Source organism: Arthrobacter livingstonensis, assembly GCF_003219815.1.
Classification (GTDB): Bacteria; Actinomycetota; Actinomycetes; order Actinomycetales; family Micrococcaceae; genus Specibacter; species Specibacter livingstonensis.
Map to the genome: position 1 here is coordinate 14303 of NZ_QJVD01000008.1, position 22814 is coordinate 37116.

The window sequence follows — 22814 nt, forward strand, 5'->3', positions numbered from 1 at the left end:
GCTGGGGAAATGCCACTTGCACCGGATGATTCCTTGCCCACTGCCGACGGACTGGTGTTCCGTCCCCTGGCGCCAACCGACCTGGAGGCGTGGCTGGCGCTGATTGTGCGGATTGCCGCGGCCGAGCGCGCTCACTGGCACGAGACCCGATCCGAACTGGCCGTGTTCTTTGAAGACACGGTCAATCCCGCGGCGGAGAACACCCTTGCCGGGGTTGAGAGTTCCGGTGCCTTGCGGGCGTTCGCCCGGGTGTCAAAGAACCCCTCGGGCACCAAGGCCGCAGTATTTGGCGGCGTCGACCCGCAATGGCAGCGCCGGGGGATCGGGGCAGCCGTGCTGGCCTGGCAGGAAGCCCGGGTCCGGGCCAGGTTCGCCGCCGACGGCGTCCCGAACCCGCTGGTGCGTACCTACACGGAGGAGGACAACCCGTCCCACACGGCACTGTTGCGCCAGGGTGGCTACTCGGTGACCCGGTACTACTCCGAGATGCTGCGTCCGCTGGCGGAAATTCCCGTGGTGCCGGCCCCCGCGGGCCTCCGCATCGAGCCGTTCACTCCTGACTTGGCCGAGGCCGTGCGGCTGGCCCACAACGAAGCCTTTGCCGACCACTGGGGCTCGGAGCCGCGCAGCGTCCAGCAGTGGGGATTCCTGCTCCGGAACGAGGACCTCAGGACCGACTGGTCGGCGGTGGCGCTCGACGACGCGACGGGCGCGGTGGCTGGTTACCAGCTCTCCATGTACGACCCCGAACGGTTTGACAGGGAGGGCCGGTGGGAAGGCTACACGGAGCTGCTGGGCGTGCGCCGGGCCTGGCGCGGCCGCGGGATTGCCCCTGCGCTGCTGGCCGACGCCATGGCCAGGTACAAGGCCGCGGGGATGGATCACGCGTGCCTGGACGTCGACACCGAAAACCCGACCGGCGCCCTGGGGCTGTACCAAGGCATGGGCTACCGGCCGCTGCGGCGCACGCTGGCGTGGGACAAGCTCCTTTAGCGCGTCAGGCGTCGACGTCGTGGAGGTGGTGGATCACGTCATGGAGGAAGTAGCCGGACAGGGTAAGCACGGTAAACTCCGCGCCGTTGCTGCGCAGCCCGCTGCGCCCCCACAGTTCCGGCGGGACCGACGCAAACGCCGATGCGGCGTCCTCGCCGTTTTGGACCAATTCACGGGACACCTGGTCCGGGTCCAGCGAGGCGTAATTGCCGTCCAAGGCGGCCCGGTCCTGGTCCCAGTTGGCAAAGGTGGGGAAGTCCTGCGACAGCATTAGCTCCAGCCGGCCGTCGAACACGTCAAAGACGTCCCGTACATGGGCGGCGTATTCCAGCACCGACCACGTGGAATCGTTCGGGCGGACTTCCGCATCCGCACGCTTCAGTGCCTGCTCCCAGCGCGGCAGGACGGCCGGAATGGTGGTGGCAACTGTGGCGGGTGTGGTGCTTGAGGCGCTGAAACCGCACTCGGGACACGGCTTTTCCAGCACCCATGTCCAGTCTTTTTCGTCGGGAATGATCGGCATGGGGCCAGTCTATGCCGCCTCGGCAGTGGGAGGGCGTGGGTGGGCCCACGCGCCCGAGGGGCCCGCCTCGGCAGTGGGAGGGCGTGGGTGGGCCCACGCGCCCGAGGGGCCCGCCTCGGCAGTGGGAGGGCGTGGGTGGGCCCACGCGCCCGAGGGGCCCGCCTCGGCAGTGGGAGGGCGTGGGTGGGCCCACGCGCCCGAGGGGCCCGCCTCGGCAGTGGGAGGGCGTGGGTGGGCCCACGCGCCCGAGGGGCCCGCCTCGGCAGTGGGAGGGCGTGGGTGGGCCCACGCGCCCGAGGGGCCCGCCTCGAGCTTGCGAGTGGTGGGAGGGCGTGGGGACTAGTCCGTGGGCAGCTCGAAAGCCTCCTGCATGGCCTCGGGGATGGGGGCGGAATCGGTGGACGGTGCCGGGAGCGCGGCCGCAGCGGCAGATTCCGGGGCAGCGGAGCGGGCGCCAGGCACGGGCGCGGGGCCGTCCGGGGCGCCGCCGTCAAGGCTGGGCCCCACCAGGTCGATGGCGGCGGACAGGGCCACGCCGGAGCCGTCCCGGTGGCCGTGCTCCACGGGCAGGGCACGCACCACGCCGGTGGCGGTGGACGCCTTGGCGGGTCCGTGGCCGGCCCAGGCGACGGTCAGCCTGTCCTCGCCCTTGAGGAACCTGTGTGCCCGGACGCCTCCGGTCGCACGTCCCTTCGCCGGGTACTCGGAGAGCGCGGTGACCTTGGCACTGCCCGACGGCGTGCCGGGCAGGGCGTCCTGCCCGCCGGCAACGGTGACCACCACAGCCTCGGTGTCGGTGGGGGAGACCGCGGTGAAGCTGAGCACGGCGTCGCCGGCGCCCAGCTTGATTCCGGCCATGCCCCCGGCCGTCCGGCCCTGCGGGCGGACACCTCCGGCGCTGTAGCGCAGCAGCTGGGCGCGCTGGGTGATGAACACCAGGTCGTCGCTGTCCGCGGCAACCGCGGCGCCCACCACCGTGTCCCTGGGCTTGAGGGAGATGTACTCCCATTCGTCCCGGTTCAGGGGATATTCGGGCGTGACCCGCTTGACCACTCCGGCAGCGGTGCCCACCGCAAAAGTGGCGTTCAGCGGGACAAAGCCCACCAGGCTCTCTCCCTTGCCCAGCGTGATGAACTCCTTGGCGGCAACGCCGCCGGCCAGGTTGGGCAGGGCGTTGGTGGGCGGCAGCACGGGCATATCCACCACCTGCAGCCGCAGCATCCGGCCCAGCGACGTCAGCGCGCCAATTTCGGACCGCGCAGTGCTTTTCAGCACGGAGGAGAAGACATCGTGCCGCCCGCGCGCGCCGGTATCCGCCAGCGGTTCGGCGTTGGAGGTGCGGGCGATCTGGCCGGAGGAGCTCAGCAGCACCCAGCAGGGGTCGTCGGCAATTTCCAGGGCCAGCGGCGCCAGACCGCCCTTGCCCGCCGGACCGCCCGCGGCCAGGGCCTTCGCGACAGACGGGGCCATGGCCTCCGATTCCAGCAGCACGGTGCGGCGCGGGGTGGCGTACTTGGCCGCCACTTCACCGAGTTCATCGGAAACGAGCTGGTGCAGCAGCTCCTTCGAGGCCAGGATCGCTTCGAGGGCCGCGATGTCGCGGTGGAGTTCGTCGCGCTCGGCTTCCAGTTCCACCATGGAGAAGCGGGTGAGCCGGCGCAGCTGCAGGTCCAGAATGTAGTTGGCCTGGATTTCGGAGAGGTCGTATATGGCCATGAGGCGTTCGCGCGCGGCTGCCACCTCGTCGGAGGTGCGGATGACCTGGATGACCTCGTCGATGTCCACGATGGCCAGCAGCATGCCCTCCACAAGGTGCAGGCGGTCCTGCTTTTTGCCCAGGCGGAACGCCGTGCGGCGGCGCACCACGTCGATGCGGTGGGCAAGGAAGACCTGCAGCAGCTCCACCAGGCCCAGGGTTTGCGGCTGCCCGTCGACGAGGCAGACGTTGTTGATGCCGAAGGAGTCCTCCATGGGCGTGTAGCGGTACAGCTGGGCCATGACGGCGGCCGGGTTGAAGCCGTTCTTGACCTCGATGACCAACCGCAGCCCGTGCTTGCGGTCAGTCAGGTCCACCAGGTCGGAGATGCCGACAAGTTTCTTGGCGTTGATGGCGTCCTTGATCTTTTCAACCACCTTCTCCGGTCCCACCAGGTACGGCAGTTCCGTGACCACGAGTCCCACCCGCCGGGGGGAGAGCTGCTCGACGGCGATCTTGGCGCGTGTTTTGAAGGAGCCCCGGCCCGTGGCGTAGGCGTCGCGGATGCCCGCCAGTCCCACAATCCGGCCGCCGGAGGGCAGGTCCGGGCCCGGCACGTACGCCATGATGTCCTCGAGGGTGGCGTCCGGGTTGGTGATCAGGTGCCGGGTCGCGGCGATGACTTCCCCGAGGTTGTGCGGTGCCATGTTGGTGGCCATGCCCACGGCGATGCCGCTGGCGCCATTGACCAAAAGGTTCGGGAAGGCCGCGGGCAGCACGGACGGCTGCGTCATCTCGTTGTCGTAGCTGGGTACAAAGTCCACCACGTCTTCGCCCAGGTTGCCCGTCAGCTCCAGGGCCGCGGCGGCCATCCGGGCCTCGGTGTAACGGGGGGCCGCCGGGCCGTCGTCGAGGGAGCCAAAGTTTCCGTGGCCGTCAATGAGCGGCAGGCGCAGGGAGAAGTCCTGGGCCATGCGCACCATGGTGTCGTAGATGGCTGTGTCGCCGTGCGGGTGAAGCTTGCCCATGACCTCGCCCACCACCCGGGCGCTCTTGACGTGGCCCTTTTCGGGGCGCAGGCCCATCTCGCTCATCATGTACAGGATGCGCCGCTGCACCGGCTTGAGTCCGTCGCGGGCATCCGGCAGCGCACGCGAATAAATCACCGAATAGGCGTACTCCAGGAAGGAGCCTTCCATTTCACTGGAAACATCAATCTCAACAATATTTTCGGTGAAGTTGCCGGTGGTGTCATCGTCTACAGGGGGTTGGCGCTTGGCCATGGCGGCGAGGGTTCCTATTCGTGTGGCGGGTATTGCAGCACGGCACAGCCCGTGAAGGCGAACATGTCGGTACAGTGATTCTATGGTGAAGCCAGAGCCCGCACCCGTATATCCGGCACATTGGGAGGCCGATGTCGTGCTGCGTGACGGCGGAACCGGGCATTTGAGGCCCATGACCCCCGCCGACGCCGACGCCGTGCAGGTCTTCCACATGGCGCAGTCGCAAAACTCCATCTACCTCCGCTTTTTCACCTACAAGTCCAAGCTGACGCCCAAGGAGCTGCGCCGCTTCACGGAACTGGACTACCGGGACAGGGTGGCTTTCGTCATCACCCACCGGGAACGGATCATTGGCATTGGCCGCTACGACCGCCTGGACAACCCCGCCGAGGCCGAGGTGGCCTTCAACGTCTCCGACGCCGACCAGGGCCGCGGACTGGGCTCCATTCTGCTCGAACACCTCGCCGCGGCAGCCCGCGAAAACGGGATCGACAGGTTCACCGCCGAGGTGCTGCCGGAAAACCGCAAGATGATGCAGGTCTTCTCCGAGGCCGGCTATGAGGTCCACCGCCACTTCGACGACGGGGTGGTCTCCCTGGCCTTCGACATCGACCCCACCGAGAAGTCCCGCGCCGTCATGGCGTCCCGGGAACACCGGGCCGAGGCGCGCAGCGTTGCCGCACTGGTGGCGCCGGCCTCCGTGGCAGTCATCGGCGCCAGCCGTGTGTGGGGGAGCATCGGCCGGCAGCTGCTCGAACACGTGGTGGAAGGTGGTTTTGCCGGGGCTGTCCACGCCGTCAACAAGGAGGCACTGGAGGTCTCCGGCATGATGCCCTACGCCTCCATTGCCGAGGTGCCCGGCCCCGTGGACCTGGCAGTCATCGCCGTCTCCTACGAACAGCTTGCCTCCGTTGTAGCCGAATGTGGTGACGCTGGAGTGAAGGGACTGGTCATTGCCACTTCGGGCTTTGCCGACGACGGCGCCGCCGGCCTGGTGCGGCAGAGGGCGCTGGTGCGCCTGGCCCGGGCGAACGGCATGCGGCTGGTGGGCCCTGCGTCGCTCGGACTGGCCAATACCGATCCGTCGGTCTCGCTGAACGCGTCCATGGCCCCGGAACTGCCCCTGCGCGGAGGGCTCGGCGTCTTTAGCCAGTCCGCCGCCCTGGGAGTGTCGCTGTATGCGTCGCTGAACCGCCGGGAGGTGGGACTCTCCACCGTGCTGTCCGCAGGCAATCGGGCCGATGTCTCCGGCAACGACCTCATGCAGTTCTGGGAGGACGACCCCAACACCACTGCCTGCGGGCTGTACCTGGAATCCATTGGCAACCCCCGCAAGTTTTCACGCATCTCCCGCCGCCTGGCCCGCAACAAGCCGGTGATCGTCGCAAAGTCAGACACCATGGGGCTGCGCCTGCCACCTGGCCACGCCGTTCGCACGACGCAGGCACCGTCGGGTGCCCTGGACGCCATGCTCCGCCAGTCCGGCGTTATCCGGGTCAACACCCTTGAGGAACTGGCCGACGTCGCACAGATTGTGACGGGCCAGCCGCTGCCCCGGGGGCCCGGCCTGGCCATCTTCAGCAACTCCCTGGCCATGGGCGCAGTGGTGGCGGACTCCGCCGAACAGCAGGGACTCACGGTCGCCGCCGTGGCGGCTAATCTGGTCCTGGACATCGGCCAGTCCCGGGCCCTGCCCCTGCTCAGGCGCACGGTCGGCGAGGCCCTGGCCCGATCCGGCGTCGACTCCGCCATTGTCACGCTGCTTCCCGTTGCCGGGCTCACCGTGGACAGCATTGCCGCAACGCTCATGGCCTGCTCCGAGGAGGCCGGCAAGCCGGTGGTGGCGGCATTTACCGGGATCGTGGACACCCGCATCCGCGTTGACCGCCAGCTGGCGGGCGGGCTGCCGTGCTACTCCAGCCCCGGCACCGCCGTGGCCGCCCTGGCCGCCGTGACCCGCTACGCGCAGTGGCTGACCACGGAAGCAACCAGCTTCGACCCGCCGGCCGGCGTGGACACGGAAGCGGTGGAGGGGTTGTTGGACCTCTGGTTGGAGGACGTCTCCGGGGCGGAACTGCTCACCCTGGACCCCGCCCGCACCCGCGAGCTGCTGGGACACTACGGCATCAGCGTGCTTGAGTCCGCCCCTTTCACCACCGATGACGAGGCGGTGGCCGCCGCAGGGAGGCTGGGGTGGCCAGTTGCCATCAAGACCCTGGACAACGCGCTGCGGCACCGCCTGGACCTGGGCGGGGTGCGCATCAACATCGAAAATGACGCGTCCCTGCGCCGAAACATCGCCCAAATGCGCAAGCTGCTCGAACCCTACGGGACAAGCAGCCTGGAGGTGCAGAGCATGGCGGAAGTGGGCCAGTCCTGCACGCTGCGCGCCATCGAGGACCCGCTGCTTGGCCCGGTGGTCTCCTTCGGCCTCTCCGGCGACGCCGTGAACCTGCTGGACGACTGGGCGCACCGTGTGCCCCCTCTGTCCACGGGTGACGCGGCGGAACTCGTCCGGTCCCCGCGGGCGGCCGTGAAGCTGTTTGGCTATGCGGGCCTGCCCGCCGGAAACGTGGCGGCGCTCGAGGACCTGGTGGCCCGCGTGGGGCTGCTCAAGGACGAGCACCCGGAAATTGCGTGGCTGGAATTCAACCCGGTGCTGGTGGGGCCCACACAGGTGAGCGTGATCGCCGTCGAGCTGCGCATTGGCAACCCGGCCCAGCGCACCGACAGCGCGCGGCGGGCCATGATCTCCTAGCCGGTTCGCAACGCCTGCCCCAAAGTGCGAAAATGGGGGAATGAACACCTTCGGCGCCGGAGCCCCGGCCAACACCACAGGCCGCGATCTCGCATCCACACTTCAGCGGGCGGGTTTTTACCCGCGGCTGGTGCAGGACGTGGTCAACGACGCAATGGACGGGCAGGAATGCCTGGCCCACCTGGTTCATCTGGAAACCCACTTTGACCGCACCGAGGTGCACAGGCACATCACCGTTCTGGTGCTGACGGAGGAAATGCTGGTCATTACCCACGTCGATGACCAACAGCTGGACGACGCCGGTGAACAGGTGGTGGCGCAGGTCTCCACCGAGTCCGTGCCCGTGGGCCAGATCCGCTCGGTGGTGCTCAGTTACATTTACGCCCAGCCGCAAGACTACAAGCCCTCCGATCCCGCCCGTGAACTCACCGTGGCCATTGCCTGGTCCGGCGGGCAGCGCGTGGACGTGGGCCCGGCGGCGTGCGGGGACCCCAGCTGCGACGCCGACCACGGCTACACGGGCACCATCGCCCAGGAGGACATCGCCCTGCGCATCAGCGCTGAGGCGGAGGGGCTGCAGGCCGTGGCGGACGCCAAGGCGTTTGCCCGCGCGCTGCGCGCCGTTAGCACCGCCTCGCCCATGCACACGGCGCCCCAGGCCTCCAAGTTCCCGGTGCTGGGCCAGCGTCTGGGCCGCAACCACTACCGGCGCTGACGGCTGTGACGCCATCTGACATCACCGAGGCCGACACAACCGAGCCCGAGATCACCGAGGCCGCAGCGGCGAACCCGCTGTCCCTGCCGAACCAGCCGCCGCTCCCCGCCGCACCCGCCTACGGGAGCAACACGATCGCGGACGTGCTCACGAGTGCCGCTGCGACCATGGGTGACGCGCGGTTCGCCAATGTCCTCAGGCTGCCGGCCGCCAAGCGGGTGGTGGTGGTGCTGGTGGACGGCTTGGGCAAGGCGCTGCTGAAACAAAAGGCCGGTCACGCCCCCTTCCTGCGCGGCGTCATGGCCGGTGACACCGGTGGCGAACATCCCCGAACCCTCCACGCGGCTTTCCCCAGCACCACGGCGACGTCCCTGGCCAGCCTGGGCACCGGCGTCGTGCCCGGGCAGCACGGCATGCTCGGCTACGACGTCCTGGACCCCGGCCAGGACAAGGTGGTGAACCTGCTGGGCAACTGGGACCCCGGTGTGGACCCGCTGCGCTGGCAGCCGTTCCCCACCGTGTTCGAACAGCTGGCCGGCCACCTGCCCACGGCCACCGTCAGCCTGCCCAAGTTTGAGCACTCGCCCATGACGCTGGCGGCCCTGCGCGGCAGCCGCTTTCTCGGCGCCACGTCCCCGCAGGCCCGCATTGAGCTCGCGGCCGAAATACTTGCCGCCCATCCGGAGCTGCTCCTGTACCTGTACTGGAGCGAGCTGGACAAGGCCGGGCACGGGCACGGCGCCGATTCAGCCCAGTGGGAGCACCAGCTGGAGGAGCTCGATGCCGCCATGGGGCGCCTCGCCGCCACCGTCCCCGCGGACACCTTGATTCTGCTGACAGCCGACCACGGCATGGTGGATGTGCCCCGTTCCGCCCGCATCGACTATTCCCAATTCCCCGAGCTGGTGGCCGGCGTCCGCCACACCGCGGGGGAGCCTCGCATGGTCCACCTGTACCTGGAGCCCGACGCCGGGACCCCCGTCCGTGACGCCCTGGTGGCTGCGTGGCTGGACCGGTTTGGGACCAAGGCGTGGGTGCTCACCCGTGAACAGGCCGTGAACGCGGGCTGGTTTGGCGAGGTGCGCACCGAAGCGGCCGGACGGATTGGCGACGTGCTGGTCGTGGCCCGGGAGTCCGTCGCGTTTTACGACCTGCGGCGGGTGCGCCCGCAGGCCATCGACGTGGTGGGCCAGCACGGCTCCATCACGAAGGCTGAACGCGAGGTCCCGCTGCTGCGCATCCCGGTTTCTGCGCGTCCCGCCAATGCCCGCGGCGCGAAGGCCGGACAGCGGGGATAGCGCACCGTTGTCCGCCGGTGCGGGAGCAGCGTTGTGAAATACGAAAATTGTGCCTTTCACCCCGGCCCCAGTTACGGCAGCGACGTGGATGGCCGACCATCTCGAAGTCGCTATCCATGGTTCTGACGTGATGCAGGCGTTTTGCTTGGCCACGGTTGGCAGGTTCGCCGCCTGGTGGGCGTGCCGTGAAGCCGTCAGGGTGTGCGGCAGGGGGCATTGTGGTCATTCGCTGCCGTTGCGGGCACCCCTGGTGGTTGCGGGGGGTGGTTACCACCATTCGCGCACGGTGTACCGGGGGCGAATGACCACGGCTGCCCCCTGGTTCCAAAAAGAACGGCGTCTGATCGTTTTCTGGTCCGGATCCGGCGCCAATGGGGGGGTGTGGAACCAAGCCGGGGCCCCGTCATCACGACCGCTGCCTGGATAGCCATCTATCTCCCATCCCAGCAGGCCCCGGCACACGAGCATTACCGACAACCGGGAAGGGGCCGCCCCGGGTCCCGGGCTGCGGTTGAGCTGGTGTTAGCCGCGGCAGATGCGTTTCGGCTGGTGTCAGCCACCAAAAGGTCGTTGTAACTACCGATTCAACGTCCAACACCAGCCCCAACGTCAGCACACCCCGGAAGCCGCTGAGGCTGCCCCGGTGCGGTGCGGTGCGGTGCGGTGCGGTGCGGTGCGGTGCGTCGTGGTGTGCGGTGCCAGAGATGCGGTGCCCGACTGGTGGACAGCCCCTTGGCCCAAATTTCGGCTGTGGGTCAGTCGCCCTTCGTGCCGAACACGATCTCGTCCCAGCTGGGAACGCTTGAGCGCTTGGGCTTGCCGGAGGCCTTCCGTTCCAGGCGGGCGGCGACTTCACTGTCCGAGGGGCCCGGTTCTGCCGACTCTGTGGCGGGCTGCTGGGCGGCGGGTGCCTGCGGTGCGGCCGTATCCACACCGTGTTCGCGGGCGCTGCGGCGCAGGGACGGCGCCCCGGAGACGGTGATCTCACGGGTATCGGTGCTGACTTCGCCAACGCCCACGGCGTGCTGATCCTCATCGTCGCCGTGCAGCTTTGGTGCCAGCGACAGGAACGGGATGGCGCGCAGCCGGCTCCTGCCATGGGCGGCCCCCGTGACCGGCAGCCCGTTCGAGGCATCCGCGGTGGGGGCGTCAACGGCGTCGTCAGTGTCCTGTTCGGGCTCCCCGTCGGCAAGGCCGTCGGGGGCTTCCCCCGCGTCCGGGCCTTCGGTGCCGGGGTGGTCCTGCCCGTCGCGGGGGTGCGCGGCGGGAACGTGGGTGCCGAGCATGGCGGCGAGTTCGTCGTCGCCGTCCTCGTCAAGGCCCAGGCGCTGCCCGCGGCGCGAACGCAGCATGTCCAGCAGGCCTCCGCCCGCATTTTCTTCCCCGGAGTCGCCGTCTGCCCCGGCGTCCTCGTCGTTATCTGCCCCGGTGCCCTCGGCGTTAATGGAAGCGACCGAAGCAGTAGCGGGCGCCCCGTCACCGGTTTCCTCGTCGGAGGTATCGGCTTCAAAGTCAAAGGGGCGGTCCGCGACGGCGCTGAGCCGGCGCTCCGGCACGGGGCCGTCCACTGGCTCCATCTCACTGAGCTGCTGCGCCCAGCGGTTCGCGTTGTGGAGGGACTTTCGTCCCGTGTGGAAGGTCCACCGGGCGGGGGCCGGCTCGCCAATGCTGCTCGCGGCCCATTCATTGCCGGGTTCAAAATCCGCGGTTACGGTCCAGGTGCCGTCATGGACGCGCCAAGCGTCCCAGCGGAGCGTGCGGGGGTCGATCCCAAAGGCTGCCAGGCGGTGCATGACCATCTCGCCGAGGGTGGCCGGGTTGTCGCCAAAGGCCGAACGGTAGCCGTCGCTGGCGGGCGTTGCGGTGGATACCTCCACCTTGCGCGCCATCTGGGCCACGTGCTCGCGCTCGGCCAGCACCGGGCCTTCGTAGCGGCGGACCTGCTCCAACGACATTCCGGAGTGCTCGGCCACGTCGGCAGCGGTGGCGCCGCCACGGATCTGCGCCTGGATCTCGCGTGGGGACATCCTGGCCGGCGTCCCTCCACCCGGCGACGCCCTGCGGGCCGAACGGGTGGTTGCCATGCGCAGTGCTTCATCAATGGGCAGCAGGTAAATTTCGCCGCCGGGTCCACTGAGTAGCAGGTGTCCGCCATCGTCATGCACACCTACCAAACGTAGATCCGCCATGCTGCCCTCCAAAGTCGACTGGTTTCACTTCGAAACTGTGCCACCGAACGCAGGATTTTCCTACTACCCGGGCAGGCGTGGCGTGAATGCTTCACAAAATCATGTCAGGTTTTTTGTGCGGCAGTTGCGCGCTGCGGGGGACGCCACCCGGATGCGCTACGCCCACCGCGAACGCGGGCATATTTGGTCCCGGCCCTGACGTTCCCACCTTAGGGTGATTGGCAGTGTTTGGAGCTGGGGATCCGGGCACAATGCATGCCATCCCCCCGGCAAGGGTATGGCTGCAACGGTATGACTGCATGGGCATGACGAACGGGAATTGGTGAGGGAAAAAATGGCCACGGATTACGACGCGCCGCGCAAGAACGACGACGAACGTGACGGCAATGTGCTCGAAACACTGGAGGTACGGCCTTCCGGGCAGTCCGCAACAGTCATCGACCTGGACGAGGCGGAGCTGGCGGACAGCTATGAGCTCCCCGGTGGTGACCTGTCCGGGGAGGAACTGGCCGTGGAGGTGCTCCCGGCGCAGGCAGATGAATTTACCTGTTCATCCTGTTTCCTGGTCAGGCACCGCTCCCAGCTGGCCCGTGAAAACGACGGCCTGATGTATTGCCGGGACTGCGAGGGCTAGCACCCTGCGGTTCCCGCGGACGGTCCGGGCCGGCGAGCCGTGGTTGCAGCTACCTGCGTGCCGCGCCCAGGGCGGCTGCCAGGCGCTCGGGGTTGCGGGTGGAGGTGAGCCAGTAAGGCGTGGTGTCCTGCGGGTCGGTGATTTCGACCTTGACCACCGGCTGGATCCAGCCCCGGATGCACAGGTACGCCAGACCGTTGAGCCTGGTGCCGCGCTGGGCCGTCGCGTCGTCCCCAAGATAGGGCGTGACCTCGCCGACGTATTCGCGCTCGATCACGGCCCGGCCCACCCGCAGGGTGCCCGCCGTCACCTCGATCTTCGGGGTCCACAGCACCAGCACCACCGTCTGCAAAACCAGCAGGCCGGCAAAGGCCAGGTAGCCGGCCAGCGGGCTGATGGGGATGAAGATCAGGATGCCGGCCGCTGAAAGGCCGAGCACAATCACCCAGACGCCGAGATTGGGCCACAATTTTTCGGTGTACGTCGCTGTGGACAGGGGGGTGGCGCTGGCGGCCGGGATGGAAGACATGACCCCAGCTTTTCACCTTTTGGGCAGTATTTCACCTTCGCCGCGGTCCCCTCCCGTGGGAATGGGTGCCGTTGTTCGGGATAGAGTGAGTTGTTGTGACCAATCAGACCAATACCACATCAGCAGGCCACGGTGGGGCTCCGTCCCTGACGGTGCAGCTGCACATGCTCGACGACGGCATCGCCGCGCCGTCCTACGCCCACCCCGGCGACGCGGGTGCCGATCTGAGGAGCAGGATCGACGTCGTGCTGGCCCCGGGTGAGCGCGCGCTCGTCCCCACCGGTACCTCCATCGCCCTGCCTTCCGGCTTCGTGGCCCTGGTCCACCCGCGGTCGGGCCTGGCCACCAAGCACGGCTTGACCATTGTCAACAGCCCGGGCACCGTGGACGCGGGATACCGCGGGGAAATTTCGGTGACGCTTCTCAATACCGATTCCCACCACCCCATCTCCCTGTCGCGGGGCGATAGAATTGCGCAAATGGTGATCCAGCGCGTTGAGCACGCAACGTTTGAGGTGGTGGACCAGTTGCCGGACTCGGTGCGCGGAACAGGCGGGTTTGGTTCCACGGGCGGCTTTGGGCCAGCTGCCGGTGCCGGCACGGCGGGCCTGTAGAAAATCGGCCTGGAGAAACTGTAGAAAACGTTCCGTTCCAACATTCACAAGGAGTTTCCACCCCATGGCTTTTGGGTTCGGCAAGAAAAAGAAGAATGACGGCACCAGTGCCGATGAGCAGGGGAATACCGCGGACAACGGCACTATGTCGGAGGAAAACGGGATGTTGGCACTGCCGCCGGACCCGTCCGACACCGTCTACGACCGTGCCGTCCATGGCCCCCTCGATGCCGATGAGGTGTCCGGCACCGACGGCTACGTGGATCTGGGGGCCCTCCTGGTGACCCCGCGCGAGGGACTGGCGCTGCGCCTTGAAGTTGAGGAAAGCACCTCCCGGGTGATCGCGGTGACCCTGGACCTGAACGGATCCAGCCTGCAGCTGCAGGCCTTTGCCGCGTCCCGCTCCGAGAAGCTCTGGCGCGACATCCGCGAACAAATCGGCTTGTCGGTGGGGTCCCAGGGCGGGGAGATTGAGATCCTCGACGGCACCTTTGGCAAGGAAGTGCTCGCCAAGGTTCCGGCCCAGGCCTCTGACGGCAGCAGCGGCTACCGGGTGGCCCGCTTCATTGGCGTGGATGGCCCCCGCTGGTTCCTGCGCGGCGTGCTCGGCGGCGATGCCGCCCTGAATCCGGACGCGGCGCAGGAATTGGAAGACCTGTTCAGGGGAGTGGTGGTGGTGCGCGGGGAGACCCCGCTGCCGCCCCGCGACCTGTTGGTGCTGCGCCTGCCCAAGGATGCCGCGGCCAGCCCGGACGGTGTGGTGCCCGGCGACCACGCCACCACCGCCCAGGGCGGCGAACCGTTCCGCCGCGGCCCGGAAATCACGGCGATCGGCTAGCCACGTGCCCATTGAACAGGGTGCCTGGCCCGCGCCAGTGCCCATCAACGAGCTGCCCCTGCGCGGCCGGGCGGTGAGCAGCGGCGTGATCGACGCCGTGACCATCCAGCCGGCGTCGGCCTCCCCGGAATTCACGGCGATTCTCACGGACAGGGAGTTCCACCGGGTGGCCAGCGACGGCGGCAGCCACCGGCTGCGCCTGGTTTGGCTGGGACGACGCCGGGTCCCCGGCATTGTGGTGGGCACCCGCCTGCGCATTGAGGGCATGGTGTCCCTCCGGGACGGCCTGCCCACCATCTACAATCCACGCTACGAGATCATTGGAACGCAGGAGAGCTAGTTGGCCCAGCACACCCCCGAAGAAGACGCAGCCGAAGGAACATCGGCCTCCGCAGCCAAGCCGGTGTCGGAGAACGTCCAGCCCCCGGGAACGTTCGCCGGCCTGGCCCAGGAGATGGCGGAAAAATCCACCCTGGTACGCAAGGAAAACGGCGAAATCGACCTGCTGGCGGCAGCCGGCGGCATCCGTGGCATCGCAGAGAGCGTAGTTCCCGGGCTGGTGTTCCTGACGGTGTTCACCATCACCGGAAACCTCAGCTGGTCGCTGGGCGGCGCCGTTGCCTTTGCTGTCGTGTTCCTGGCGTTCCGGCTGGCACAGCGCACGCCGCTCACCCAGGCGCTGGCAGGGATCGCCGGTGTGGCGCTGTCCGCTTTCCTGGCCCTGAAAACGGGTAAGGCGGAGAACTTCTACACCATCGGCTTCTTCACCAATGCCGGCTACATCGCGGCCATGGTGGTCTCCATCGCCGTGCGCTGGCCCGTGCTTGGCCTGCTGTTCGGCTACGCCCGCAACGAGGGCGTGCAGTGGCGCAGGAAGCCCGAGCGGCTGCGCGCCTACCGGGTGGCAACCTGGATCATTGTTGGCGTGATGGCTGCCCGCCTGGCCGTCCAGCTGCCCCTGTATTTCGCCGGTGCGGTCGACGCGCTTGGTGCCATGCGCCTGATCATGGGCGTGCCGCTGTACGCCTTCGGCGTCTGGGTGGCGTGGCTGGTCAGCCGCCCCGTAAAGGCGGACTGAAGGCCCTCCTACTGGCCGTCTCCCAACTGCCCGCGGGCGCCAGCCCGGCCCGCGCCGCCGTCGTTCGACAGCAGTGCCCGCAGGTCATCCTCGGCGGCGATGGTGGAGATGAAAAACAGTTCGTCGCCCGCCTCCATGACGTCGTCGCCGCTTGGCGTGATGGGTGCCTCGTCGCGCAGGATGGCCACGAGTGTGGCGTCCTGCGGCCAGCTGACGGCCCCCACCGTCAGGCCGATGATGTGTGATTCCGCCGGCACCGTGAACTCCACGAGGGAGGCCACCCCGGTCTGGAGGGTCAGCAGGCGCACCAGGTCGCCGATCTCCACGGCCTCCTCCACCAGGGCGGTCATCAGGCGCGGCGTGTTGACGGCAACGTCCACGCCCCAGGAGTCGTCGAACATCCAGTCGTTCTTGGGGTTGTTCACCCGCCCCACGGTGCGGCCCACGCCAAATTCGGTCTTGGCCAGCAGCGACACCACCAGGTTGACCTTGTCGTCGCCGGTGGCGGAAACAACCACGTCGGCATTTTCCAGCTTTGCTTCGCGCAGCGTGCTGATCTCGCAGGCGTCGCCCACCAGCCAGCGGGCACCGCGCAGTCCACTCTTGCCGATGACCTCCGGCTTGGGGTCGATCAGCAGCAGCTCGTGGCCGTGGGAAAGCAGTTCCCGGGCAATGGAGCAGCCAACGCTGCCGGCCCCGACAATGACAACCAGCACCTTAGATCTCCTTTACTGGCGCGGCGGCTAAAAGACGGGCCACCTCGGCCGTGTCCTTGCCCTGCACCATGGCATGGACAGTGTCGCCCTGCTGGTAGCTTGTGTCCGGGCCCGGCAGCATGCCCTCGCCAAAGCGGGTCAGGTACGCGACGCGCAGCGTCGCGGCGTTTTCAATGTCCACAATGTGACGCCCAATCCACGCCGGGTGCAGCGCCAATTCGGTCAGGATCAGCCGGCCGGACGGCTCTCGGAAGTCGCCCTTGATGGCGGACTCGGGCAGGATCCGCCGCAGCACCTGGTCCGCGCTCCAGCGCACGGCCGCCACCGTGGGAATGCCCAGGCGCTGGTAGATCTCCGCCCGTCCGGGATCGTAAATGCGGGCCACCACGTGTTCGACATGGAAGGTCTCGCGCGCCACCCGGGTGGCCAGGATGTTGGAGTTGTCCCCGCTGGAAACGGCCGCGAAGGCGTACGCGTTTTCAATGTCCGCCTGGCGCAGCGTGTCCTGGTCAAAGCCGACGCCGGTGACCTTGCGTCCGCCGAATCCCGTCCGCAGGCGCCTGAACGCGCGTTCGTTCTGGTCGATGATGGCCACCGAATGGCCGGAATCTTCCAACGTGTGCGCCAAGGTGGCGCCAACCCGCCCGCAGCCCATGATCACAAAATGTGCCATCGATGCTCCTCGTGATGATTATGGGCACTGCAACGCAGTGCGGCTACCAATCTGACGCCATTGGAGGCCGCCGGTCAAGTCCGGTTCGGCCAACGTCATCCAAGGGAAGTCTGCCACGTGTGCGGGCCATCATGACTTTAGCCCCGCGAGCGACTAGCGTTACCCGCGTGCTGAACTTCTTCAACGCGTTCAAGCGGGTCCTTGTCGGGCGCCCCTTTCGCAACGACAAACTCGCCCACACGCTGCTGCCCAAACGCATCGCGCTGCCCGTTTTTGCCTCGGATGCCTTGTCCTCGGTGGCCTACGCGCCGGATGAAATCCTGCTCACCCTGGCCCTGGCTGGCGTTGCCTCGGTGGCGCTGGCGCCCTGGGTCGGCATTGCAGTCATGGTGGTCCTGCTCACAGTGGTCGCGTCGTACCGGCAAAACGTGCACGCCTACCCGTCCGGCGGTGGGGACTATGAGATCGCCACCGTCAACCTGGGCAGGACCGCCGGGCTGACGGTGGCTTCGGCCCTGATGGTCGACTACGTCCTCACGGTGGCCGTGTCCATGTCGTCGGCCGCAAACTACCTGGCCACGGCCGTGCCCGGCTGGCACGGCACCCAGACCGCGGTCGCCGTCGTCGGGGTCATTGTGCTGGCGCTGGTGAACCTGCGCGGCATCCGCGAAGCCGGCAGCGTGTTTGCCGTGCCCACCTACATCTTCATGTTCTGCATCTTCGCCATGACGGCGGCCGGCCTTTTCCAGGCGGCTACCGGCACGCTGGGCCGGGCGCCGTCCGCCGGCTTTGAGATCATCCCCGACGCGGCCTTCAGCCAGGGCCTGACGGGGCTGGCCGGGGCGTTCCTGCTCCTGCGCGCCTTCTCCTCCGGGGCCGCCGCACTGACCGGTGTCGAGGCCATCAGCAACGGCGTCCCCAACTTCCGCAAGCCCAAGAGCAAGAATGCCGCCACGACGCTGCTGCTGCTCGGCGCCATGGCCGCCGGCATGATGGCCGGCATCTTGTTCCTGGCCAATGCCACGGGCGTGCACATCGTGGCGGACCCTGCCACGGAATTCCTGCAAAACGGCCATCCGCTGCCGGCAGGGTATGTGCAGAATCCATCCATCAGCCAGATCGCCGGGACCATCTTTGGTGCCGGATCCATCCCGTTCTTCATCATCGTCGCCGCCACCGGCGTCATCCTGGTGTTCGCCTCCAACACCGCCTTCAACGGCTTCCCCGTACTGGCCTCCATCCTGGCCCGTGACGGCTACCTGCCCCGGCAGCTGCGCACCCGCGGGGACCGGCTGGCCTTCAGCAACGGCGTGATCCTGCTGGCCGTCGGGGCGCTGGTGCTGATCGTCGCCTTCAACGCGGACGTGACGCGGCTGATCCAGCTGTACATTGTTGGCGTGTTCATCTCCTTCACGGCCAGCCAGCTGGGCATGGTCCGGCACTGGACGCGGGAGCTTGGCGTGGTCAAGGACAAGTCCATCCGCTTCCGCATGATGCGCTCCCGCGTGATCAACTCCTTGGGATTCTGCATGACCCTGACGGTGCTGTTGATTGTGCTGGTCACCAAGTTTGAGCAGGGGGCCTGGATCGCGCTGCTGGCCATGGCCGTGTTGTTTGCCATCATGTGGAGCATCCGGGCGCACTACGACAACGTCGCGGCCGAACTCGCCGTGGAGGCCGACTCCTCCACGCGCGCCCTGCCGGCCCGCATCCACGCGGTGATCCTGGTCTCCCACGTGCGCAAGCCGGTCATGCGCGCCCTGGCGTTTGCCCGCGCGTCGCGCCCGTCATCGCTGGAGGCCATCACTGTCGATTTGGACCCGGCGGAGACCGAAGCCACCATCGCGGATTGGGACAGGCTCGCGATCCCGGTACCGTTGACAGTGTTGGCGAGTCCCTACCGGGAAACGCTGATGCCGTTGATCAACCACATCAGGGCCATGCGCCGGGATTCCCCGCGGGACCTGATTGTGGTGTACATCCCCGAATACGTGGTGGGCAAATGGTGGGAACAGCTGGTGCACAACCAGACGGCCCTGCGCATTAAGACGCGGCTGCATTTTGAACCGGGCGTGGTGGTGGCCAGTGTGCCCTGGCAGCTGAAGTCCTCCACCGACGCGAAAAAGTACCAAGACTAGGATCACACGTACATGAGCGAGCCCCGCACCAGCCCCGCCAGCCCCAATGGCACTGGCACCGATGGTACCGGCCTTGACGGCACTGTTCCCAACGGCACAGGCCTTGACGGCACAGGCCTTGACGGCGCAGGCCGGCTTACCGTCACCGTGGGGCCGGTGGCGCACGGCGGCCACTGCGTTGCCCGGCATGAGGGCCGGGTCATCTTTGTCCGCCACGCCATTCCCGGCGAGACAGTGGAGATCACCCTGACCGAGCACGACGACGACGCCAAGTTTTGGCGCGCCGACGTCACCGCCGTGGTAGTGCCGTCCCCCGACCGGGTGCCCCACTTTTGGCTGGAGGCGGATGCCCTGAGGGCTGCCGCCCGCGGTGCCGCGCCCATCGGCGGCGCCGAGTTCGGCCACATTTCCCGTCCCGGACAGCTGGCGTTGAAGACCGCCGTCGTCCGGGAACAGCTCGAACGCCTGGGCGGGCTGTCCGCCGAAAGGATCGACGCGCTGTTCAGCGCCGGTGTCGAAGACGTTGACGCCGACGGCACGGCGGCCCAGCGGGCCGGGTTCGGCTGGCGGACCCGCGTGGGCTTTGCCGTCACGTCCGCCGGCAAGCTGGGCATGCACGCCCACCGCTCCCACGATGTGCTGCCCGTCCAGGAAATGCCGCTGGCCCTGCCCGCCGTCGACGAGCTGCGGCTGTGGGAACTGGACTTCACCGGAATCGACCGTGTTGAGGTCGCCGCGCCCGCCAACGGCTCCGGTGTCCTGGTGCTGCTGGCGCCGGTCCACGGGCTGGGGGAGAAGGCCGCCGGGCATGCGCTCAAGCGGGTATCGCGGGCCCTGGCCGGGCGTGAGGTGCCGCCGTCCGTGGCCCGCTGGAACCCGGAAAACGGGGAGATCGCGGTCATCAATGGGCGCGGCTGGGTTAAGGAAACCACCGAAGACCACGAGTTCCGGGTCACCGGCGACGGCTTCTGGCAGATCCACCGCAAGGCGCCAAAGGTGCTCACCGACGCCGCCTTGGGCGCGCTGCTGGGCGGCGGCTACCTGAACGACGGCACAGACGTCGCCGACCTGTACGCCGGGGCCGGGCTGTTCACGGCGCCCCTGGCCGACGCGGTGGGACCCGACGGCAGCGTGCTGTCCGTCGAAGGATCCCCCGGCACCAGCCGCGACGCCAGAAAGAACCTGCACACAGCCGAACAGGTGGAAATCCTGCAGGGCCGCGTGGAGAAGATTCTGGGCACGCAGTCCCGGGCATCGCAGTCCGCAGCCGGACAGCGGCGCCGCTTCGACGCCGTCGTGCTTGACCCGCCGCGTGCCGGAGCCGGCAAGTCCGTGGTGCGGGCACTTGCCGCCACCAAGCCGAACGCCATCGCCTACGTCTCCTGCGACCCGGCGGCATTTGCGCGGGACGTGAAGTATTTTGCCAATGCCGGCTGGCAGGTGGAAAAGCTGCGCGCCTTTGACCTGTACCCCCACACCCACCACGTGGAAACGGTGGCGCTGCTTATCCCCGCCGCCAGGAAGAACTAGGGGCGTACTTGAGCGGCAAGGCCCCGCAGTCCCGGCCGGTACGGGATCCGGCCAAGGCGCGGGACCTGACGCGCAACAAGCCCAAGGGCACGGTCCTGGCGGAACGGCGCGACGAACACCGGCGCGCCGCCCTGGCGCAGGCGCGGGCCGGGCTGGCGCCCGTGGACCAGGCAATGCTGGAACGGCGCGGACTGGATGCGGCACAGGTTCGGGAGCGCCGGTCCGCCGAGCTCACGAACGCGGTGTCGCATGAAAGCAGCCGCAGCATTTGGGCCATTTTCCGCTCCAACGTGTTCACGCTCTTCAACGCCGTCCTGGGCAGCGCGCTGGTGCTGGTGCTGCTGGTGGGGGACCCGCGTGACGCCTTGTTCGGCTTCATCGTGCTGGCCAACGCCGCCATCGGCGTCGTGCAGGAATACCGTGCCAAGCGCACCCTGGACAGGCTGGCGGTGCTGCACGCGCCCAAGGCCCTGGTGCGCCGGGACGGTGCCGACCACGAGGTGGCCGTGGCCGATGTCCTGTATGACGATGTCCTTCTGCTGCGCACCGGCGACCAAATCCCCGCCGACGCCATAGTTTTCTCCGCCGAGTCCCTTGAAGTGGACGAGTCACTCCTGACGGGGGAGTCGGACCCGGTCATCAAGGAGGCCGGGGACACGGCCCTGTCCGGCTCGGCCGTCGTGGCCGGACACGGCGCCGCCCGCGTGCACCGGGTTGGCCCCGACTCCTACGCCAGCGCCCTGACGGCCGAGGCCAGGCGCTTCTCGCTGGTCAACTCCGAAATCCGCAACTCCATCAACCGGATCATTCTCTACATCGCCTGGGCCCTGATCCCCATCATCGCGCTGGTGGTCAACGGCCAGATGTACGCCAACGGCGGCTGGGCTGAATCCATCGCCAGCGGCAGGTGGCGCACCGCCGTGGTCAGCGCGGTTGCCAGCATCGTGGCCATGATCCCCGAAGGCCTGGTGCTGCTGACCAGCATTTCCTTTGGCATGGCCGCCGTGAAGCTGGCCAGGCGTCAGGTCCTGGTCCAGGAACTTCCAGCCGTGGAGGGGCTGGCCCGAGTGGACATGGTGTGCCTGGACAAGACCGGCACACTAACTCAGGGCCGCATGGAACTTGCCGGCACCACCATGTTTGACCCCGTTCCCGGGTGGGAGCGCGTTCTCGCCTGGTGCGCGGCACACCCCAACGCCAATGCGACGGCGGCGGCGCTCGCCACGGACTTCACCCGCACCCCTTCCGTGGAACCGGACCACGTGGTCCCTTTCAGCAGCGCCCGCAAGTTCAGTGCGGCCACGTTCAGTGCGGACCCGTCTGGCGCATCCGCGGGGGAGCCGCACGGCACATGGGTGCTCGGCGCACCCGACGTGGTGCTGGCGGGCGGCGCCGGCGGTACGTTTGCAAAGGACGCACTGGCGGCGTCACACGAGGCGGCAGGGCAGGGGCTGCGCGCCCTGGTGCTGGCGCACCGTCCGGCGTCGGCCCCCCAGGACGGGGACTTTGACCTGTCCGGACCCGCACCCGTTGCACTGCTCGTTTTCCGTGAACAGGTCCGCCCCGACGCGGCCGCCACGCTGGCGTATTTCCGGGAGCAGGGGGTGGAGTTGAAGATCATCTCAGGCGACAACCCCCGCACCGTGGCCGCCGTGGCCCGGGACGTCGGCTTTGAGTTTTCCGGAGACGGCTACGACGCCCGCGCGCTGCCGGCGGAACTGGACGCGATGGCGGAAGTGCTGGAGTGTCAAAGCGTGCTGGGCCGGGTGACGCCGGAACAGAAAAAGTCCATTGTGCTGGCGCTTCAGGCCCGCGGCCATGTGGTGGCCATGACCGGCGACGGCGTCAATGACGCACTGGCCCTCAAGCATGCCGACATTGGGATCGCCATGGGCAGCGGCGCCGCGGCCACCAAGGCGGTCTCGCGCCTGGTGCTGCTGGACGGTCAGTTTTCCCACCTGCCGTCCGTGGTGGCTGAAGGACGGCGGGTGATCGCCAATGTGGAGCGCGTGGCGAACCTGTTCCTGAGCAAGACTGCCTACGCCGTCATTATCTCCATCACGATTGGGATACTGCTGTGGCGCTACCCTTTCCTGCCGCGGCAGTTGTCGATCGTCAGTTCCCTGACCATTGGCATTCCCGCGTTTTTCCTGGCCCTGCTGCCCAACGCCAGGCGCTACCAGCCTGGATTCCTGCGCCGGGCCCTGATGTTTTCCGTGCCCGCGGGGGCCATCATGGCAGCCTGCATCATGGCCGTGTACTCCTTTGCGCGGGCGCTCCCCGACCCGGCGCTGACGCCGGTCCAGGCCACCACCTCGGCGCAGACGGCCACCACCCTGACGGTGCTCCTGGTGGCTTTGTGGGTGCTCGGGGCGCTGGCCCGCCCGTTCGACTTCTGGCGCGCACTGCTCGTGGCGGCCTTGGTGGCAGGGCTGGCGCTGGTGATGATCGTGCCGTTTGCCCGGAACTTCTTTGCCCTCGACATCCCGGCGGGGCCCTTGCTGGCGGTTACGATGGGCGTAACAGCAACAGGGTGTCTGGCGGTCGAACTGCTGTACCGCTTTCTCAAGAAGCGCGGCGCGGTCTCCGAACGCGAGTAAGGCAAGCCT

18 protein-coding genes are annotated in these 22814 nt (G+C 67.9%); 12 read left to right on the forward strand and 6 right to left on the reverse strand.

Annotated elements, in window-relative coordinates:
* The first annotated feature begins 9 nt into the window (after window positions 1–9).
* On the forward strand, window positions 10–993 hold the full coding sequence (locus CVV68_RS08960; RefSeq protein WP_110500672.1) for a GNAT family N-acetyltransferase: 984 nt from the start codon (window positions 10–12) through the stop codon (window positions 991–993).
* A 4-nt stretch (window positions 994–997) separates the two neighbouring features.
* On the opposite strand, the gene CVV68_RS08965 is transcribed toward CVV68_RS08960, so the two are convergent.
* Together CVV68_RS08965 and CVV68_RS08970 are read right to left on the reverse strand one after the other, a co-directional pair.
* On the reverse strand, window positions 998–1516 hold the full coding sequence (locus tag CVV68_RS08965; protein ID WP_110500673.1) for a DinB family protein: 519 nt from the start codon (window positions 1514–1516) through the stop codon (window positions 998–1000).
* A gap of 339 nt (window positions 1517–1855) precedes the next feature.
* Window positions 1856–4495: a DNA gyrase/topoisomerase IV subunit A gene (locus CVV68_RS08970; RefSeq protein ID WP_110500674.1), complete on the reverse strand. Its 2640-nt coding sequence runs from the start codon at window positions 4493–4495 to the stop codon at window positions 1856–1858.
* 82 nt (window positions 4496–4577) lie between these two features.
* Here CVV68_RS08970 and CVV68_RS08975 point away from each other — a divergent pair, with 82 nt between their 5' ends.
* The 3 genes from CVV68_RS08975 to CVV68_RS08985 are packed head-to-tail and all read left to right on the forward strand — an operon-like array spanning window position 4578 to window position 9266.
* The gene (locus tag CVV68_RS08975) at window positions 4578–7253 is read left to right on the forward strand and encodes a bifunctional acetate--CoA ligase family protein/GNAT family N-acetyltransferase (protein WP_110500675.1); all 2676 of its coding nucleotides are present in this window, start codon (window positions 4578–4580) and stop codon (window positions 7251–7253) included.
* A 40-nt stretch (window positions 7254–7293) separates the two neighbouring features.
* Window positions 7294–7968 (forward strand): DUF5998 family protein, encoded by a 675-nt coding sequence (locus CVV68_RS08980; RefSeq protein WP_110500676.1) that lies wholly within the window; start codon window positions 7294–7296, stop codon window positions 7966–7968.
* 5 nt (window positions 7969–7973) lie between these two features.
* Entirely contained in the window at window positions 7974–9266 is a 1293-nt protein-coding gene (locus CVV68_RS08985) for an alkaline phosphatase family protein (protein ID WP_438502625.1), read from the forward strand.
* Window positions 9267–10021: 755 nt separating this feature from the next.
* Here the strand turns inward: CVV68_RS08985 and sepH are convergent.
* Window positions 10022–11455, reverse strand: coding sequence for a septation protein SepH (gene sepH, locus CVV68_RS08990; protein WP_110500677.1), 1434 nt, complete (start codon window positions 11453–11455; stop codon window positions 10022–10024).
* Between the two features lie 334 nt (window positions 11456–11789).
* Between sepH and CVV68_RS08995 the strand changes: the two genes are divergently transcribed.
* On the forward strand, window positions 11790–12089 hold the full coding sequence (locus CVV68_RS08995) for a DUF4193 domain-containing protein (protein ID WP_110500678.1): 300 nt from the start codon (window positions 11790–11792) through the stop codon (window positions 12087–12089).
* A 49-nt stretch (window positions 12090–12138) separates the two neighbouring features.
* On the opposite strand, the gene CVV68_RS09000 is transcribed toward CVV68_RS08995, so the two are convergent.
* Entirely contained in the window at window positions 12139–12618 is a 480-nt protein-coding gene (locus CVV68_RS09000; protein ID WP_110500679.1) for a DUF3093 domain-containing protein, read from the reverse strand.
* 95 nt (window positions 12619–12713) lie between these two features.
* On the opposite strand from CVV68_RS09000, the gene dut reads away from it, so the two are divergent.
* The 4 genes from dut to CVV68_RS09020 all read left to right on the forward strand — a co-directional run bounded on the left by dut (window position 12714) and on the right by CVV68_RS09020 (window position 15148).
* On the forward strand, window positions 12714–13232 hold the full coding sequence (gene dut, locus CVV68_RS09005; RefSeq protein WP_110500680.1) for a dUTP diphosphatase: 519 nt from the start codon (window positions 12714–12716) through the stop codon (window positions 13230–13232).
* A gap of 64 nt (window positions 13233–13296) precedes the next feature.
* On the forward strand, window positions 13297–14070 hold the full coding sequence (locus CVV68_RS09010) for a DUF3710 domain-containing protein (RefSeq protein ID WP_110500681.1): 774 nt from the start codon (window positions 13297–13299) through the stop codon (window positions 14068–14070).
* Between the two features lie 4 nt (window positions 14071–14074).
* Window positions 14075–14410, forward strand: coding sequence for a single stranded DNA-binding domain-containing protein (locus tag CVV68_RS09015; protein ID WP_245933432.1), 336 nt, complete (start codon window positions 14075–14077; stop codon window positions 14408–14410).
* Window positions 14411–15148, forward strand: a complete 738-nt coding sequence (locus CVV68_RS09020; RefSeq protein WP_438502626.1) for a DUF3159 domain-containing protein — start codon at window positions 14411–14413, stop codon at window positions 15146–15148.
* An 8-nt stretch (window positions 15149–15156) separates the two neighbouring features.
* On the opposite strand, the gene CVV68_RS09025 is transcribed toward CVV68_RS09020, so the two are convergent.
* Both CVV68_RS09025 and CVV68_RS09030 read right to left on the reverse strand, forming a co-directional pair.
* On the reverse strand, window positions 15157–15864 hold the full coding sequence (locus tag CVV68_RS09025) for a potassium channel family protein (protein WP_110500682.1): 708 nt from the start codon (window positions 15862–15864) through the stop codon (window positions 15157–15159).
* 1 nt (window position 15865) lies between these two features.
* A complete protein-coding gene (locus tag CVV68_RS09030; RefSeq protein ID WP_110500683.1) occupies window positions 15866–16537 on the reverse strand; it encodes a potassium channel family protein in 672 nt (223 codons plus the stop codon).
* Window positions 16538–16668: 131 nt separating this feature from the next.
* On the opposite strand from CVV68_RS09030, the gene CVV68_RS09035 reads away from it, so the two are divergent.
* The 3 genes from CVV68_RS09035 to CVV68_RS09045 are packed head-to-tail and all read left to right on the forward strand — an operon-like array spanning window position 16669 to window position 22805.
* Window positions 16669–18675 carry an APC family permease gene (locus tag CVV68_RS09035; protein WP_110500810.1) on the forward strand — a complete coding sequence of 669 codons (2007 nt, stop codon included), beginning with the start codon at window positions 16669–16671 and terminating at the stop codon, window positions 18673–18675.
* Window positions 18676–18687: 12 nt separating this feature from the next.
* On the forward strand, window positions 18688–20205 hold the full coding sequence (locus CVV68_RS09040) for a class I SAM-dependent RNA methyltransferase (RefSeq protein ID WP_110500684.1): 1518 nt from the start codon (window positions 18688–18690) through the stop codon (window positions 20203–20205).
* Window positions 20206–20213: 8 nt separating this feature from the next.
* Window positions 20214–22805, forward strand: a complete 2592-nt coding sequence (locus CVV68_RS09045) for an HAD-IC family P-type ATPase (RefSeq protein WP_306415687.1) — start codon at window positions 20214–20216, stop codon at window positions 22803–22805.
* The last annotated feature ends 9 nt before the right edge of the window (window positions 22806–22814 follow it).

Coding starts and splice junctions, on each gene's coding strand:
- CVV68_RS08960 (WP_110500672.1), top strand. CDS start 10: ATGCCACTTGCACCGGATGATTCCTTGCCCACTGCCGACGGACTGGTG.
- CVV68_RS08965 (WP_110500673.1), bottom strand. CDS start 1,516: ATGCCGATCATTCCCGACGAAAAAGACTGGACATGGGTGCTGGAAAAG.
- CVV68_RS08970 (WP_110500674.1), bottom strand. CDS start 4,495: ATGGCCAAGCGCCAACCCCCTGTAGACGATGACACCACCGGCAACTTC.
- CVV68_RS08975 (WP_110500675.1), top strand. CDS start 4,578: ATGGTGAAGCCAGAGCCCGCACCCGTATATCCGGCACATTGGGAGGCC.
- CVV68_RS08980 (WP_110500676.1), top strand. CDS start 7,294: ATGAACACCTTCGGCGCCGGAGCCCCGGCCAACACCACAGGCCGCGAT.
- sepH (WP_110500677.1), bottom strand. CDS start 11,455: ATGGCGGATCTACGTTTGGTAGGTGTGCATGACGATGGCGGACACCTG.
- CVV68_RS08995 (WP_110500678.1), top strand. CDS start 11,790: ATGGCCACGGATTACGACGCGCCGCGCAAGAACGACGACGAACGTGAC.
- CVV68_RS09000 (WP_110500679.1), bottom strand. CDS start 12,618: ATGTCTTCCATCCCGGCCGCCAGCGCCACCCCCCTGTCCACAGCGACG.
- CVV68_RS09010 (WP_110500681.1), top strand. CDS start 13,297: ATGGCTTTTGGGTTCGGCAAGAAAAAGAAGAATGACGGCACCAGTGCC.
- CVV68_RS09030 (WP_110500683.1), bottom strand. CDS start 16,537: ATGGCACATTTTGTGATCATGGGCTGCGGGCGGGTTGGCGCCACCTTG.
- CVV68_RS09035 (WP_110500810.1), top strand. CDS start 16,669: ATGACTTTAGCCCCGCGAGCGACTAGCGTTACCCGCGTGCTGAACTTC.
- CVV68_RS09040 (WP_110500684.1), top strand. CDS start 18,688: ATGAGCGAGCCCCGCACCAGCCCCGCCAGCCCCAATGGCACTGGCACC.